The sequence below is a fragment of the Hymenobacter sp. BT18 genome (assembly GCF_012273015.1).
In the GTDB taxonomy this organism is placed as follows: domain Bacteria; phylum Bacteroidota; class Bacteroidia; order Cytophagales; family Hymenobacteraceae; genus Hymenobacter; species Hymenobacter lutimineralis.
On sequence record NZ_CP050954.1, the window covers coordinates 982,149 to 996,973 of the forward strand.

At 62.3% G+C, this 14,825-nt stretch carries 14 protein-coding genes; all 14 read left to right on the plus strand.

The features are described from left to right. The first annotated feature begins 134 nt into the window (after window positions 1–134). The 14 genes from bioB to HER32_RS04140 all read left to right on the plus strand — a co-directional run bounded on the left by bioB (window position 135) and on the right by HER32_RS04140 (window position 14,802). Window positions 135–1,142 (plus strand): biotin synthase BioB, encoded by a 1,008-nt coding sequence (gene bioB, locus HER32_RS04075; RefSeq protein ID WP_168680740.1) that lies wholly within the window; start codon window positions 135–137, stop codon window positions 1,140–1,142. A 140-nt stretch (window positions 1,143–1,282) separates the two neighbouring features. Continuing rightward, entirely contained in the window at window positions 1,283–1,549 is a 267-nt protein-coding gene (locus HER32_RS04080) for a hypothetical protein (protein ID WP_149068956.1), read from the plus strand. Window positions 1,550–1,642: 93 nt separating this feature from the next. Further along, the gene (locus HER32_RS04085; RefSeq protein WP_168680742.1) at window positions 1,643–2,524 is read left to right on the plus strand and encodes an alpha/beta hydrolase; all 882 of its coding nucleotides are present in this window, start codon (window positions 1,643–1,645) and stop codon (window positions 2,522–2,524) included. 166 nt (window positions 2,525–2,690) lie between these two features. Then, the gene (locus tag HER32_RS04090) at window positions 2,691–3,839 is read left to right on the plus strand and encodes an aminotransferase class I/II-fold pyridoxal phosphate-dependent enzyme (protein WP_197748871.1); all 1,149 of its coding nucleotides are present in this window, start codon (window positions 2,691–2,693) and stop codon (window positions 3,837–3,839) included. Between the two features lie 135 nt (window positions 3,840–3,974). Further along, complete coding sequence (gene bioD / locus HER32_RS04095) at window positions 3,975–4,598, plus strand: dethiobiotin synthase (protein ID WP_168680746.1); 624 nt, start codon at window positions 3,975–3,977, stop codon at window positions 4,596–4,598. A gap of 179 nt (window positions 4,599–4,777) precedes the next feature. Then, window positions 4,778–6,103 carry an adenosylmethionine--8-amino-7-oxononanoate transaminase gene (gene bioA / locus HER32_RS04100; RefSeq protein WP_168680748.1) on the plus strand — a complete coding sequence of 442 codons (1,326 nt, stop codon included), beginning with the start codon at window positions 4,778–4,780 and terminating at the stop codon, window positions 6,101–6,103. After that, the gene (locus HER32_RS04105) at window positions 6,096–7,325 is read left to right on the plus strand and encodes a beta-ketoacyl synthase N-terminal-like domain-containing protein (RefSeq protein WP_168680750.1); all 1,230 of its coding nucleotides are present in this window, start codon (window positions 6,096–6,098) and stop codon (window positions 7,323–7,325) included. Before bioA ends, HER32_RS04105 begins: the two co-directional genes overlap by 8 nt. A gap of 233 nt (window positions 7,326–7,558) precedes the next feature. After that, window positions 7,559–8,917 (plus strand): M28 family metallopeptidase, encoded by a 1,359-nt coding sequence (locus HER32_RS04110; protein WP_168680752.1) that lies wholly within the window; start codon window positions 7,559–7,561, stop codon window positions 8,915–8,917. A 299-nt stretch (window positions 8,918–9,216) separates the two neighbouring features. After that, on the plus strand, window positions 9,217–10,203 hold the full coding sequence (locus HER32_RS04115; RefSeq protein ID WP_168680754.1) for a hypothetical protein: 987 nt from the start codon (window positions 9,217–9,219) through the stop codon (window positions 10,201–10,203). Between the two features lie 18 nt (window positions 10,204–10,221). Then, window positions 10,222–10,683: a DUF5958 family protein gene (locus HER32_RS04120; protein WP_168680756.1), complete on the plus strand. Its 462-nt coding sequence runs from the start codon at window positions 10,222–10,224 to the stop codon at window positions 10,681–10,683. Window positions 10,684–10,812: 129 nt separating this feature from the next. Continuing rightward, complete coding sequence (locus HER32_RS04125) at window positions 10,813–11,580, plus strand: slipin family protein (protein ID WP_168680758.1); 768 nt, start codon at window positions 10,813–10,815, stop codon at window positions 11,578–11,580. 77 nt (window positions 11,581–11,657) lie between these two features. After that, window positions 11,658–12,467: a hypothetical protein gene (locus HER32_RS04130; protein WP_168680760.1), complete on the plus strand. Its 810-nt coding sequence runs from the start codon at window positions 11,658–11,660 to the stop codon at window positions 12,465–12,467. Between the two features lie 110 nt (window positions 12,468–12,577). Beyond that, complete coding sequence (locus HER32_RS04135) at window positions 12,578–13,090, plus strand: hypothetical protein (protein WP_168680762.1); 513 nt, start codon at window positions 12,578–12,580, stop codon at window positions 13,088–13,090. Between the two features lie 374 nt (window positions 13,091–13,464). After that, a complete protein-coding gene (locus tag HER32_RS04140) occupies window positions 13,465–14,802 on the plus strand; it encodes an aspartate kinase (RefSeq protein ID WP_168680764.1) in 1,338 nt (445 codons plus the stop codon). Window positions 14,803–14,825: the final 23 nt, after the last annotated feature.

Below are 14,825 nucleotides of genomic sequence, written 5' to 3' on the forward strand. Positions count from 1 at the left end.
TATAAATAGTCATATATTCTTCGAAATAGTACTTCTCACATATTCATTAGGGATAACGGGCATCTCGCGTAACTTGCAGCCCCGCCCCTTGGGGTTTTGCTCCTGTTTCATCTTCCCGCTCAATTTCTCTGCTCATGCTGCTCCGTACCGACTGGACTCTCGACGAAGTAAAAGCCATTTATAATCTGCCCGTCCTGGAGCTGGTAAGCCAGGCGGCTGCCATTCATGCCCAAACCCAGGCCACCGGCGAGGTGCAGGTGTGCACCCTGCTTTCGGTAAAGACCGGGGGCTGCCCCGAAGACTGCGCCTACTGCCCCCAGGCGGCCCGCTACCACACCGGCGTGCAGGCCCACAAGCTGCTGCCCGATGCCGAAGTACTGGCCGCGGCCCAGCGCGCCAAAGACGGCGGCAGCACCCGCTTCTGCATGGGGGCGGCCTGGCGCGAAATTCGCGACAACCGCGACTTCGACCGGGTGCTGGGCATGGTGGAGCAGGTAAACCATATGGGCCTGGAAGTGTGCTGCACCCTGGGCATGCTGAACGAGTACCAGGCCGAGCGCCTCAAGCAGGCCGGCCTCTACGCCTACAACCACAACCTCGACACCAGCCGCGAGAAGTACGACGACATCATCACCACGCGCACCTACGACGACCGGCTGAACACCCTGGAGCACGTGCGCAAAGCCGGTATTTCGGTGTGCTCGGGCGGCATTATTGGCCTCGGCGAAACCGACGAGGACCGCATTGCCATGCTGCACACCCTGGCTACGCTGCCCCAGCACCCCGAGAGTGTGCCGGTGAATGCCCTGGTGCCGGTGCAGGGCACGCCCCTGGCCGACCAGCCCCGGGTGAGCGTATGGGAAATGCTGCGCATGATTGGCACGGCCCGCATCCTGATGCCCCACACCATGGTACGTCTCTCGGCCGGCCGCCAGGAGATGCCCGTGACGGAGCAGGCCCTGTGCTTCCTGGCCGGCGCCAACTCCATCTTCAGCGGGGAAAAGCTCCTGACCACGCCCAACCCCGACTTCGACGCCGACAAGCAGATGTTTGCCTTGCTGGGCCTCAAGCCCCGCAAGTCGTTCAAGGACGTGCCCGAGGGCGCTATGGTGCTGGGCAAAGAGGCAGGCGTGGTTGCGTAGTAGTTCCCCATACTTTGCTTTTCTAGCGTGCCATGCTGAGCGAGGCTAAAGTACCTCTACTGCTTCGTTGTAATGGCAATAATCAGCTAGAGCTAGAGATGCTTTAGCCTTGCTCAGCATGACATACCTTTCCCTGCCGTATGAACATCGTATTTGATTTAAACCTCGACCATAGCTTCGCCGAAGAAATACGGCAGCAGCATGAGGCCCGCGAGGCGCACGAGTTGATTTCGGACCTGGAAGACAAGATTGGTGCCGCCATCAGTGGCATTGTTTCGCTGCATGGGGTGCTGCCCGCCGTGGGCGACCGGCTGGAAGTAGAAGACCAGTGGGTAGTCATCAGCGTCCGCAGCTTCGGCCGGGACGGCAGTGTGTGGCTGGCGGCTAAGCGGTTTGAAGCTTCGTAGCAGCTTGGTTGCGTTGCCTTTTGGTGCTCCGGCCGCTGTTCATTTGCATGAGCGGCGGCCGAAGTAGTGTTTTACCTTCTTTTTCTCTGCTTTATGCGCAGTTTCCGTTGCTTGCTGCTCGCGCTGCTGTTGGGCTACGCGGGCGTGTCCTTCGGGGCCCGGGTCGATACACTGGCCATTCCCAGCGCGGCCATGCACAAAACCTACCGTGCCAACGTGGTGCTGCCCAATGCCTACGCCAAACAGAAAAAGGCCAGCTTCCCGGTGCTGTACCTGCTGCACGGCGCCACCGGCCACTACTCCGACTGGCTGGCCAAAACGCCCGACAAACAGCTGGTACACCGCCTGGCCGACCAGTACAACCTCATCATTGTCATGCCGGAGGGTGAGGCATTTGCCTGGTACATCGACAGCCCGGTGAATCCGGGCAGCCAGTTTGAAACCTACATTACCCAGGAAGTAATCCAGAAAATCGACCAGACCTACCGCACCGTGCGCGACCGGAAAGGCCGCGTCATCACGGGTTTGTCGATGGGTGGGCACGGGGCCCTGTACCTCTCGGCCCGCCACCCCGATTTGTTTTGCGCGGCCGGCAGCATGAGTGGGGCCGTGGACATCAGCACGGCCCGGTGGAAGCAGAACCCCGAGGAAGCCAAGCGCCTCACCGAGCGGTTTGAGCCCATTATAGGGCCGGTGGGTGCCAACCTGGAAACCTACCTTAGCCCTTACATGGTGCTGCCCCTGGCCGATAAGCTCAAAGCCAACGGCCTGCCCCTCATCATCGACTGTGGAGTAGATGATTTCCTCATTGAGCCCAACCGCGAGCTGCACCGCCGCCTAGTGTACAACGCCACGCCCCACGAGTACACGGAGCGGCCCGGCGCCCACACCTGGGAGTACTGGGAAAATTCTCTACCCTTCCACGCCCTGTTTTTCGCCAAAATCCTGCGCGCCAACGCCGTGCTGGTGCCGTAGAAAGGCCTATTCCGGCCCCTTGTGGAAACGCGACACTTCGCGTCTCGTCGTTGCTGACGTTGTGTAGGCTACGCGGCTCCGAGTCACTCAACGAGCAGACGCGAAGTGTCGCGTCTCTACCCCTTTTTCGGCAGCGTAGAAAATCTACCAGCTCAGCCTTTATTTGATGTCTGACCTTTCTCCCCTGCACCGGCGCCTGGCGGCGCAGCTAACCCAGCGCGAGGCCGCCGGCACCCGCCGCCGCCTGACGCTGCCGGCCGCCGGGCTGGTTGATTTCAGCTCCAACGACTACCTGGGGCTGAGCCGCCACCCCACCGTGCAGGCGGCCCTGCACCAGTCAGTGGCCGAGGCGGCGGGCAGCACCGGCGCCCGCCTGCTCACGGGCAACTCCGCCGCCGCCGAGGCATTGGAGTTGCAGTTGGCCCACTTCCACCGCGCCGAGGCCGCGCTGCTGTTCAACTCCGGCTACGCGGCTAACCTGGGCTTCTTCGCCGCCGTGCCCCGCCGCGGCGACACCATCCTCTACGACGAAGCTTCCCACGCCTCAGTGAAGGATGGCATCCGGGGCTCTTTCGCCACCGCCTGGAGCTTCCGCCACAACGACCTAGCCGACCTAGAGCGCAAGCTGGCCCGCGCCACCGGGGCCGTATTCGTGGCCGTGGAAGCGCTGTACTCCATGAATGGCGACATGGCCCCGCTGACCGAGCTGGCCTCCCTGTGCCAGGAAAAGGAGTTGTATCTGGTGGTAGATGAGGCCCACACCAACGGCGTGTACGGGGCGCGGGGCGAAGGTTTGGTAGCGGAGCTGGGCCTGGAAGACGCGGTATTTGCCCGCATCCTCACTTTCGGAAAGGCCCTGGGCAGCCAGGGCGCCGCTGTAGCTGGCGCCGCTGTGCTGCGCGACTACCTGCTCAACTTCAGCCGGCCGTTCATCTACACCACCGCCCTGCCCCCGCTTACCATTGCCGGGCTAGCGGCAGCTTACAAGGTGCTGCCCACGCTCGCGGCGGAGCGGAAGCGGCTTTTCGCCCTTTCTGATTACCTGAAGACTCAACTCAACGCCGTGCCCGGCCTGCACGTGCCTGCGGCCAGCCACATCATTCATCCTGTATTCTTCACCACTAGCCCCGGTTCCGCCTATGTGCGCCAAATAGCCGCCGCTGCACAGTCCTCCGGCTTCGACGTGCGCGCCATTGTGTCGCCCACGGTGCCGGTGGGCACGGAGCGGCTGCGGCTGATTGTACATTCGGACAATACCGAGGCAGAAGTTGAGGGGCTAGCGCGGGTGCTGGCGGGGCAGGTAACTGTTGGTTGATTTGTCATCCTGAGCTTGCGAAGGATCTTATCATGCTTGAACAAGTCGTTCAACTACCAGAAGGTCCTTCGCAAGCTCAGGATGACAGAACATGGCTATTATATCATCCATTCCTACTTGACACCCCTTCCTCCTTTGGAACGACTCTTCATCACCGGCATCGGCACGGACGTGGGCAAGACCTTCGTCTCGGCCATCCTCACCGAGGCCTTGCAGGCCGATTACTGGAAGCCCGTGCAGGCCGGGCTGGAGCCCACCACCGACGCCGCCACCGTGCGCAGCCTCGTGCAAAACCCGGTCAGCCGGTTCTGGCCCGAGCGGCACCGGCTGCGGATGCCGGCCTCGCCCCACGCCGCTGCCGCCGCCGAGCAGCTCACGCTTCGCCCCGAGGATTTCCAGCTGCCCGTTACCGATAACCACTTGCTGGTGGAAGGCGCCGGCGGCCTGCTCGTCCCCCTGGCACCCGGCTTTCTGATAGCCGACCTCATTGGCCAGTTTGACTTGGACGTAGTGGTGGTGTCGCGCAATTACCTGGGCAGTATCAACCATACCCTGCTCACGCTGGAGGCCCTGCAAACGCGGGGCCTGCGGGTGCGCGGCCTTGTCTTCAACGGGGAGCCAACGCCGGCCACGGAGAACTTTATTCAGCAGCACACCGGCGTACCCGTGATGCCCCGGGTGCTGCCCGAGCCTCATGTTTCGGCGGAGGTGGTGAGCCGGTATGCGGCGGAGTTTCGGGCGTGGTTTTCTTCTTTCTAAGCTGACCGAACGGGTTTAGCCCGCAGAGGCCGCTGAAGTTCACGCTGAAGGCGCAGAGGTTTTCAATGTTCTGTTAATCTGCGCCGAAAGGCCTCTGCGTCTTCGGCGTTTCTTCGGCGGCTTCTGCGGGCTAAAGTCGTCCGCGCCACCTTAGGCCGGCCCTGCCCTACCTTTGCTCCATGCCTACCCTCGCCGAACGGGACCACGCCGTATTGTGGCACCCCTACACCCAGATGCAAACCGCCCCGCTGCCCGTGCCCATCGTGCGCGGGGAAGGCAGCTGGCTTATTGCCGAAAACGGCACGCGCTACCTAGACGGCATTTCCTCCTGGTGGGTGAATCTGCACGGTCATGCCCACCCCCACATTGCCGAGCGCGTGAGCGAGCAGCTGCGCACTCTGGAGCACGTGCTGTTTGCCGGCTTCACCCATCCCACCGCCGTGGAGCTGGCCGAGCAGCTGCTGGCCTTGCTGCCCACCAACCAAGCCCGCGTATTCTATTCCGACAATGGCTCTACGGCCGTGGAAGTGGCCCTGAAGATGGTGCTGCAGTACTTCCACAACCTGGGCCAGCCGGAGCGCCGCACCTTTCTCTGTTTCCAAAATTCCTACCACGGCGACACCTTCGGGGCTATGGCCGTGAGTAGCCGGGGCGCTTTCACCCAGCCTTTCTGGCCTTTGCTCTTCGACGTGGAGTTTCTCGACGTGCCGGTGCCCGGCCGGGAGCAGGAAGTACTAAAGCAGCTTGACGCGCTGCTGGCGCGGCCCGATGTAGCCGGCTTTATCTTCGAGCCGCTGGTGCTGGGCACGGCGGGCATGGTGATGTACACGCCCGAGGTGCTGGATGAGCTGGTGCGCCGCTGCCACCAGCACGGGGTGCTTTGCATAGCCGATGAGGTGATGACGGGCTTTGGGCGCACGGGTCCGCTCTTCGCCAGTGAGCTGCTGCCTAGGGAGCAGCCCGATATCATGTGCTTTTCCAAGGGCCTGACGGGCGGCACCCTGGCGATGGGCCTCACCACCTGCGCTGCCCCCATCTACGCGGCTTTCCTGAGCGACGACAAGATGAAGGCCCTGTTTCACGGTCACTCCTATACGGCCAACCCTGTGGCCTGCGCCGCGGCCCTGGCCAGCTTGGAGCTTACCCGCACTGAGGCCTGCACTCAGCAGCGTCAGCGCCTAGCCGCCGCCCACGCCGCCTTCCGGCAGGAAATTGAAGGGCTGCCCGGCATCCGGCAGGTGCGGCACCAAGGCACAATCTTGGCCGTGGAGTACGACCCCGGCGAGGGCACCAGCTACTTCAGCCGCCTGCGCGACGCCTTCTACCAGCTGGCCATCGACAACCACGTGGTGCTGCGCCCCCTGGGCAACGTGGTGTACCTGCTGCCGCCCTACTGCACCACCAACGAGGAGCTGGAGCTGCTCTACGCCGTGCTGCGCCAGATGCGCGCGTTGGTACTCGACTTCCTGCCCGCCCCCACCCTGCCCGAATACCTGCATGACTAGCCCCGCTACTGCCGCTGATCTGATTGTTGTTAGGGGCCGGGGCCGGATGTCGGCGCTGGGCACGGCCAGGGAATGGGCCGGGCCGCTGACTTCGCCTTTTTCCACGCACCCGACCAACTTACCCGTAGCGGCCCTGCCTGCCCCCGCCGAAGCAGCACTGGCAGAGCTGCGCGCCAGTCACCCGGCCTACCGCCAGCTCGACCGCACGGTGCTGCTGGCCCTGCTGGCTTCCCGTCAGGCCACCATAGAAGCGGGTTGGGCGCCAGAATCAACCGGCAGCCAGCAACCAGAAACGAACAGCCAACTCGCCGTCAGCATTGGTAGCAGTCGGGGCGCGACGGGGCGGCTGGAGCAGTTTCACGCGGAGTTTCTACGTGCAGGCGGCGTGCCGGCGGCGGCTTCCCCTCTCACCACGCTGGGCAACGTGGCCAGCTGGGTGGCCTTCGATGCGGACAGCGCGGGCGGAGCCGCCCTGAGCCACTCCAGCACCTGCAGCAGCGCGTTTCAGGCCCTGGGCAATGCGGTGGCCTGGCTGCGGGCGGGCATGGCCGAGCGGTTTCTGGCCGGCGGCACCGAGGCTCCCCTCACCGGGTTCACGCTGGCGCAGATGCAGGCCATCGGCATCTACTCGCCCCGGCCGGCAGCCGACTGGCCCTGCCGGCCGGGCGCGGGCCGGCCCTCTACCTTCGTACTGGGTGAGGGCGCGGCCGTATTCGCCCTGGAAAAGCTGAGCGCTACAACCTGGGAAGCAGCGGGCCGCCCATCACTGCCGGTGCTGGAAGGCGTAGGGTTTGGGTTTGAAGCGCTGGGTAGCAAAACCGGTCTTTCGCCCGAGGGGCAGCACTTTCAGCAGGCCATCCGCTACGCTCTGGAGCAGGCGCACGCGCTGCCCGCCGACATCGACGCGGTGGTACTGCACAGCCCTGGCACCCCGGCCGGCGACGCGGCCGAGCGGGCGGCCCTGCGCGCTATCTTCGGCGAGAACCTGCCGCCGCTGCTGTCCAACAAATGGCTGGTGGGGCATACGCTGGGGGCCTCGGCGGCCCTCAGCCTGGATTTTGCCCTGCACGTGCTCGAAACCCAGCAGTGGCCGGTGGCACCGTTTGCCTCCGATCTGGCCGCTGCTGCCCCAAAACCTATTCGCCGCATCCTGGTAAATGCGGCGGGCTTTGGCGGCAACGCGGCCAGCGTAGTGGTGGCCCTGCTGCCCGGGCAGCCGTAGAAGCTCAGGGTTTGCGCACCTGGCTTAACGAAGCGTATATCTTTATCTTTCGGGTCATGCTGAGCTTGCCGAAGCATCGCTACCACTTCGTTGTTTGGCTATTCAGACAAATTGCTAGATGCTTCGACTTCGCGGACGCTAGATAAAGCAGGACGCCGCTGCGCACCCCACAGCATGCCAGCAACGCTGGCATGCTCCTCTGCGTCTTTCCCTTGTTTTTTAACCGGCTCTCTATGCACCGTTCGTTTTTACTTCTGCTCGGCCTGAGTTTCTCAGTACCCGCTTTCGCCCAAACCCAGCCCGCCACTACCCCCGACCCGCTGATCCGCCAGATGGTGGAAGAGGTATCGGAGAAAAACCTGCGCGAGGACATCGATAAGCTCGTGAGCTTTGGTACCCGGCACACGCTTTCCGATACGAAAAGCAAAAAACGCGGCATTGGGGCCGCCCGGCGCTGGGTGGAAGACGAGTTCCGGAAGTACAGCAAAGCCAGCGGGGGCCGCCTGAAAGTAACCCAGGATACCTTCACCATCAAGCCCGACGGCCGCCGCATCGACCGGCCGGTGCTCATGGCCAACGTGATGGCTACCCTGCCCGGCACAGACCCCACCGACAAGCGCGTATTTATTGTGAGCGGGCACATCGACTCGCGGGTGACGGACGTAATGAACGCCACCGCCGACGCGCCCGGAGCCAACGACGACGGCTCGGGCACGGTGGCCGTGATGGAGCTGGCCCGGGTGATGAGCAAGCAGCAGTTTCCGGCCACCATCATCTTCGTGGCGGTGCAGGGCGAAGAGCAGGGCCTCTACGGCTCCACCCACCTGGCCAAGCGCGCCAAAGCCGAGGGCTGGCAGCTGGTGGCCATGCTCAACAACGACATTATGGGTAACTCCCAGGGCCACGACCCCGACCTGAAGGACGACAAGCGCCTGCGCGTGTTCAGCGAGGGCGTGCCCGCCACCGAAACGCCCGACGAGGCCAAAGTGCGCCGCACCCTGTCCTCCGAGAATGACTCGCCCTCCCGCAACCTGGCCCGCTACACCCGCACGGCCTGCCAGCAGTATGTGCCCGGCCACGAGGTAGTGCTGGAATACCGCCCCGACCGGTTTCTGCGCGGCGGCGACCATACGCCCTTCAACCAGCAGGGCTTTACGGCGGTGCGCTTCTCGGAGATGAACGAGGACTTCCGCCACCAGCACCAGGATTTGCGCCAGGAAAACGGCACCGAGTACGGGGACTACGCCAAGTTCATGGACTTTGCCTACCTGCGCAAAAACACCGGCGTGAACCTGGCTACCCTGGCCTCCCTGGCCCTGGCTCCGGCTGCGCCCGAAAGCGTGGGCGTGCTCACGGCTGAGCTTACCAACCGCACCCAGCTGCAGTGGCAGGCCCCCAAAACCGGCGAAAGACCAGCTGGCTACTACGTGCTCATGCGCGAAACCAGCGCCCCCGAGTGGCAGCAGAAGTTCTTCGTAACAGATACCAAAGCCGACCTGCCCCACAGCAAGGACAACTACATCTTCGGGGTGGTAGCTGTGGATGCCGAGGGCCACGAGAGCCTGCCCGTGCTGCCCAAGCCGGTGCGGTAGAGCCTTTCATTCGTTCTTTCTAAAAAGCCATTCTGCTGCGGTAGAATGGCTTTTTTATGGCAGTATTCCTCTCAGAATGACCGGCTGTAACAGCAGCTGCTGGAGTAGAGACGCAATACTTCGCGTCTCCTCGTGTGCCCCGCCTACCGAAAATCGTTCAACGGGCAGACGCGAAGTGTCGCGTCTCTACTCCGTTCGGGCAACTGCCTCAGGATAGAGCAGGTAGGTATCCTGATTTGCTGCCCCGGTGTTGCTATATTTCGCCGATATCTCACTCCGGTCATCCTACTTGATTTTATATGTTTCATCCATTGCGGCTGCTCGTGGGCGGCCTAACTGCCGCGCTGCTTTGCGTGGCGAACGATGCGTTAGCACAGTCTGCCACTCCTGCTTTGCCCAACCGGTTGCCGTTGCTGGGAGGCCGGGTTTACCTGAACTTCCCGGCCAGCGCTGTCAGCTCAGCCCGGCCGGTGGATATCATGTCGGCCAAGCCCGACGAGCAGCTGGAAACCCGCGTCGTACTCGATTTCGACAAGAGCCGGGTAGTATTCTTTGCGCAGGAACTGTTTCGGCTGGCTGACAATCGTTTTACCGAAGAAGCCGCCCGGTTTAAGTCCGAGCCGTTTACCGCTACGCCCCACGTTGTCCGCACTACCGATTCCCTGACGGCGGTAGTAAGCCTAGCCGCCCGCCCTGATACCAGCGAATCGGCCATCTTGCTGCAGCGGCTGCTGGTGCGCACCCTCGACAACACGGTGTTTGAGGTGGATGCCTACGTGAATCCGGCGGGCTTCCAGCGCCGCACCGAATTCGATGCCCTGGCCACGGCCGTGTTCAACACCATCCGGCCGGGCCGGCGTCTGCTCAACCTGCGGGCCCGCACGGAAACCCACGACGAACTGGTTTTTCAGCTCCCGGATAACTACTACGTGAGTCGCCGCCACAGCTATGACTTCTACGTGTACAACATTTGGCCGCTCACGCCTCTGCTTTCAACTACCGAAAACCGCATTCTGGTGTACCTGGGCGACCACCCCAGCCCCATGTATCGGGACGAACGCCTGGACCCCGCCGATGCCCCGCTTACTGATGGCCGTTTTCTGGGCAAACCCCTCCGGTGGATGAATTTCAGCCAACCCCAGCAGCAGCTATACTGGCGCGAACAGGTGGTACCGGATGCCCTGAGCAAACAGCGCCTGGGCGCCCACGTCGTCATCAGCAGCAATTCTCCCGACCAACTCAACGGGCTCACGAAGGTGGCCGAAGCCATTACCCGCAAAAAGTAGCACCGCCCCTCTCTCCCTATGCCCCTCATACCCGACCATCTGCTCAATCGACTGGCTCAGCAGCAATTGCCGTGGGGATGGGCTTGGGTATGGTTTGCCGCGTTGCCCGTGGCGGCGCAACAGGCTCAGCTGGCTGAGTTGGCGAGCTACATTCAACAGGCACACCCCAACCCCACCCCGGCGCTGGTGCAGCAAGCGGTTGCCGAAGCCCCCATGAAGCCGACGGCCACTCCGCTGGTCCTGCTGCGGGTGCACCCGCTCCCCCAGGCCCTCACCAGCATTCAGCAGCTGCCGGCCTCTGAGTACCCCAACGCATTTCGGGCGCTGCTGAGCGTGTTTCGTGTGGCCGACGACGACCGCCGCCGTACCCAGTGCCAGCACGGCTGCTCCCATGATTGGCATAATCTCCCACCTGCCCCCTACCATTCCGACCGCCTGACACTACCATTCTGGTATGGTGCTTGGCACCGAGACAATTGACTCCAACATCAAAAACAGCCTAAAGACAGCCACAGAGGCACTTTACCGAACCAAATTGCCTGTCTGGCAGAGCCTGTGTACCTGTAACCGCAACTGTTTCACTTGTTGCGGCCTGAGGCCACTGTTACCATGACAACGCTATATGTCTTGCTGGGTTTTGTATTGATTTTCCTGTGTATAGGCCTGTGCATTGCGCAGGAGTACGAGCGGGCCATTGTGTTTCGGCTGGGGCGCTACGTGGGGCGGCGCGGACCGGGACTGTACTGGATTATTCCGTTCATTGAGCGCCGCACTACGGTTGACATTCGCACCAAAACCGTGGACCTGGAACAACAGGAAACCATTACCAAGGACAGCGTAACCATCAAGGTAAATGCGGTGCTATGGTTCCGGGTTATTAACCCCGAGGATGCCATTATCAAAGTGGCCAACTTCAACCAGGCAGTGTATCAGCTGTCCGTTACGGCCCTGCGCAACATCATCGGGCAGCACCAGCTGGACGAGGTACTGAAGGAGCGGGAGCAAATAAACCGCACCCTGCAGCAACTCGTGGATGCCGCTACTGAGCCCTGGGGCGTGAAGATTGAAATGGTAGAAATCAAGGACGTGGAAATTCCGGAGTCCATGCAGCGTGCCATGGCCCGCGAGGCCGAGGCTATCCGCGAAAAGCGCGCCCGCATCATCAAGGCCGAAGCCGAGCTGGAAGCTTCCCTCAAGCTTACGCAGGGTGCCAAACAGATGGAAGAAAGTCCGATGGCTCTGGAGCTGCGCCGCATGCAGATGCTGTCCGAAATCGGTATTGACAACAACACGACCACCGTGGTGCTCATTCCCTCCGATTTCACCAACCTGGCCCGTAACCTCACGCAAGCAGCCACGCCCACAGCCGTAGGGTAAACGTTGCGCCAGACTACAACGCACATTTGGCCGGGGGCCCGAATGTGCGTTTCTTGTAGCTTCCTCCCCTATCCCCTATGAAGAACCTATGGCTGTGGCTACTGTTTGGCTTGCTCTTGGGCGGGGAGGCAACGGCGCAAACCCCTGAAAGCATCGATCCGGCCGCGCCGCCCGTGCAGGTCGTCATCGTGGGCACGGTGCACAAAGCCACCCGCCGCTTCACCCCTGATTCGGTAGCCCGCATTCTGCAGCGCGTGCAGCCCGACTTGCTATTGGTGGAGCTGGACAGCTCGTTTTTCACGGCGGACTTTGAGCTCCGGCGCCCTTCCCGCGAAAACGAAGCCCTGGGCGTGGCCCTATACCGCCAGCAGCACCCCGTGCCCATGCGTCCCTTCGACTACGAAGGCCGCAACGACTTTCACCGCCGGCACGGCCTGCTCACCAGACCCGGGGAAGTGCTGGCCCTCCTCGACGACCTCTACAAGCAGCGCCGCCTCACTCCGGCGCAGGGCACCATCCTTGACCGGTACTACCAGCTCACCGACTCGGCCAACCGCACCTCCACGCGCACACCCTACGCCATCAACCAGCCCGGTGTGTATGCGCTGGTGGCCCGGCGGCAGTACTGGCAGTACCAGCAGCTGAACGCCGTGGTGCAGGCCCGCCCCGAGCTAGCCGACTACCACGCCTTCTACCAGCTGAACGCCGACTTCTGGGACACGCGCAACCAAGCTATGGCGGCCCACATTCTTACCCATATCCGCCAGCGGCAGGCTCGTCGCATTGTGGTACTGGTAGGCCATTTTCACAAGTACTACCTACTGCGGGAGCTGGCGGCGCGCCAGCAGGCAGAGGGGTTTGAGCTGCGGGAATATTACCAGCACTAAAGCCTGTATCGGCTGGCTCCTTTGCTCTCAAATAAGGTAGAAGCCGGCAGTTGTCGGTGTTTTTCAATAGGTTTGCTGATGATTACGCGGTTTTGCCGCACCCAATGCGCATGAAAAAAGCTTGTCTTACCCTCACGCTGGCCCTGCTGGCTGCTGCCCCGGCCGCGCTGGCTCAAACGGAGCCGTACCGTGCCCCGGCGGGCTACTCCTTTCGCGATGCCGAAGACTACGCCAGCTACGCCCCGCAGGTAATTGAGGCGGCCAACTGGCTCGAAGTCACCCCACTCGACCAGCAGCCAGACACCCGCCGGGCCACCAACCAGTTTGTGCTGCAGTGGGTGAGCGGCTCGCCGGCCGTAAAGGTGAAGCTGCAAACCTTCGTGACGGAGCTGAGCCGCCAAGAGCCCAACTACATGATGCTGTTTCTGGCCGGCTGGGCGCGCTATCAGCTCCAGCACCCCGCCGAAAAAGACGCGCTAACCCTGAACATGGCCGGCCTGACGCCCGTGCTGAAAATGTACCAGGCTAACCCCGCCAAAAAGAATAAAGTCCTGGACGAGTTGCTGCAGGAACAGGCTAATGGAACCCTGCAAACCTGGGTGCAGAAGCGCGTGCTGCCGTAAGTTGAGTGCGTAGAAAGGACTTGCTCTATCTGGTAGAAATTGTAAACTACCTGCAAAAAAGATTTTTTGGATTCTCACTTCCTGCCGTATACTTGCAGCCACAAGGGCAGCTAACGGCCCTGCTCAACACCTCCTATGTTCTCAGCTTTCACCTACCTTTCTTCTGCTACTTCGCTGGTTTCGGCGAAGCAGATGATGGTATGCGACAAGCAGAACGGCGGCCTGATGGTCAAGAAATCGAAGAAATGTCCCTCGACCCGACCGTCGCACTAGTTCGCCCTACCCGAATCTGAACCTCCAAGCGCCGGTCCTCCCCAGGGTCGGCGCTTTTTTCTTGTCTTTTCTTTCGCAACTCGTTTTCAGCCTTTTTCCTCATGAAAGTTCTCAAGTTTGGCGGCACGTCGGTAGGCACGGCCGAGCGTATGCGCACCGTAGCCGAGTTGATTCACGCCCCCGAGGAGCCCCGCATCGTGGTGCTGTCGGCTATGTCGGGCACCACCAACGCCCTGGTAACGGTAGCGCGCCTGCTTTATGACGGCGAAATCACGGCGGCCACGGCCCAGACCGAGATTCTGCGCCAGCACTACCTGATGACGGCCCGCGAGCTGCTGCCCCAGGCCGAAGTAGCCACGGCTGCCATTGGTCAGCTGGATGCCTGCTTCCGGGCCATCTTCGACTTGATGCGCAACCCCCTCACGCCGGTGGGTGAGCGGCTGATTCTGGCCCAGGGCGAGCTGCTGAGCACCCAGCTTTTCCACCGCTACGTGACGGATGTGCTGGGCCGCCCGGCCGTGCTGCTGCCCGCCCTCGACTTCATGCGCCTCGACAAGGACGAAGAGCCCGACGGCGCCTACATCGAGCAGCACCTGCAGGAGCAGCTGTCCCGGCACGAAGGCCAGACGCTGTTCATCACCCAGGGCTACATCTGCCGCAACGCCCAGGGTCTCATCGACAACCTCAAGCGCGGGGGCTCCGACTACTCGGCCTCGCTGATTGGGGCCGCGGCCCGGGTGGAGGAAATCCAGATCTGGACCGACATCGACGGGCTGCACAACAACGACCCCCGCGTGGTGGAAGACACCTACCCCATCCGGGAGTTGTCGTTCGACGAGGCGGCCGAGCTGGCCTACTTCGGGGCGAAGATCCTGCACCCCAGCTCGGTGCTGCCGGCCCGCCAGTACGGCATTCCGGTGCGCCTGCTCAACACCATGCAGCCCGAAGCGCCCGGCACGCTCATTTCCGCCCGCACCGGCGACGAAGCCATCAAGGCCGTGGCGGCCAAGGACGGGTTGGTGGCCATCAAGGTGCGCAGCAGCCGCATGCTGCTGGCCCACGGCTTCCTGCGCCGCCTGTTTGAGGTATTCGAGCGGTACCGCACGCCCATCGACATGATTACCACTTCGGAAGTGGCCGTGTCCCTCACCATCGACGACGCAACCCACCTGCCCGAAATTCTGGAGGAGCTGCGCGGCTTCGGCACGGTGGAAGTAGACGAGCAGCAAACCATTATTTGTCTGGTGGGCAACCTGATTCAGGAAAACCACGGCTCGGCCCGGCAGGTGTTCAACGCCCTGCAGAACATTCCGCTGCGCATGATCAGCTACGGCGGCTCACCCAACAACATCAGCGTGCTCATCAACACCGCCGACAAAACCCGGGCCCTCCGCTCCCTCAACGAAGGCCTGTTCCGCCGCAAAGCCGAAGCAGTGTAGCGCTTAGCTGCTGCGGCTTCTCT

What these genes read in the sequence shown, in the direction of transcription:
- HER32_RS04110 (WP_168680752.1), top strand. Translation starts at nt 7,559, where the DNA reads ATGCACCGTTCGTTTTTACTTCTGCTCGGCCTGAGTTTCTCAGTACCC.
- bioA (WP_168680748.1), top strand. Translation starts at nt 4,778, where the DNA reads ATGCCTACCCTCGCCGAACGGGACCACGCCGTATTGTGGCACCCCTAC.
- HER32_RS04135 (WP_168680762.1), top strand. Translation starts at nt 12,578, where the DNA reads ATGAAAAAAGCTTGTCTTACCCTCACGCTGGCCCTGCTGGCTGCTGCC.
- HER32_RS04140 (WP_168680764.1), top strand. Translation starts at nt 13,465, where the DNA reads ATGAAAGTTCTCAAGTTTGGCGGCACGTCGGTAGGCACGGCCGAGCGT.
- HER32_RS04115 (WP_168680754.1), top strand. Translation starts at nt 9,217, where the DNA reads ATGTTTCATCCATTGCGGCTGCTCGTGGGCGGCCTAACTGCCGCGCTG.
- bioB (WP_168680740.1), top strand. Translation starts at nt 135, where the DNA reads ATGCTGCTCCGTACCGACTGGACTCTCGACGAAGTAAAAGCCATTTAT.
- HER32_RS04080 (WP_149068956.1), top strand. Translation starts at nt 1,283, where the DNA reads ATGAACATCGTATTTGATTTAAACCTCGACCATAGCTTCGCCGAAGAA.
- HER32_RS04120 (WP_168680756.1), top strand. Translation starts at nt 10,222, where the DNA reads ATGCCCCTCATACCCGACCATCTGCTCAATCGACTGGCTCAGCAGCAA.
- HER32_RS04090 (WP_197748871.1), top strand. Translation starts at nt 2,691, where the DNA reads ATGTCTGACCTTTCTCCCCTGCACCGGCGCCTGGCGGCGCAGCTAACC.
- HER32_RS04125 (WP_168680758.1), top strand. Translation starts at nt 10,813, where the DNA reads ATGACAACGCTATATGTCTTGCTGGGTTTTGTATTGATTTTCCTGTGT.
- HER32_RS04130 (WP_168680760.1), top strand. Translation starts at nt 11,658, where the DNA reads ATGAAGAACCTATGGCTGTGGCTACTGTTTGGCTTGCTCTTGGGCGGG.
- HER32_RS04085 (WP_168680742.1), top strand. Translation starts at nt 1,643, where the DNA reads ATGCGCAGTTTCCGTTGCTTGCTGCTCGCGCTGCTGTTGGGCTACGCG.
- HER32_RS04105 (WP_168680750.1), top strand. Translation starts at nt 6,096, where the DNA reads ATGACTAGCCCCGCTACTGCCGCTGATCTGATTGTTGTTAGGGGCCGG.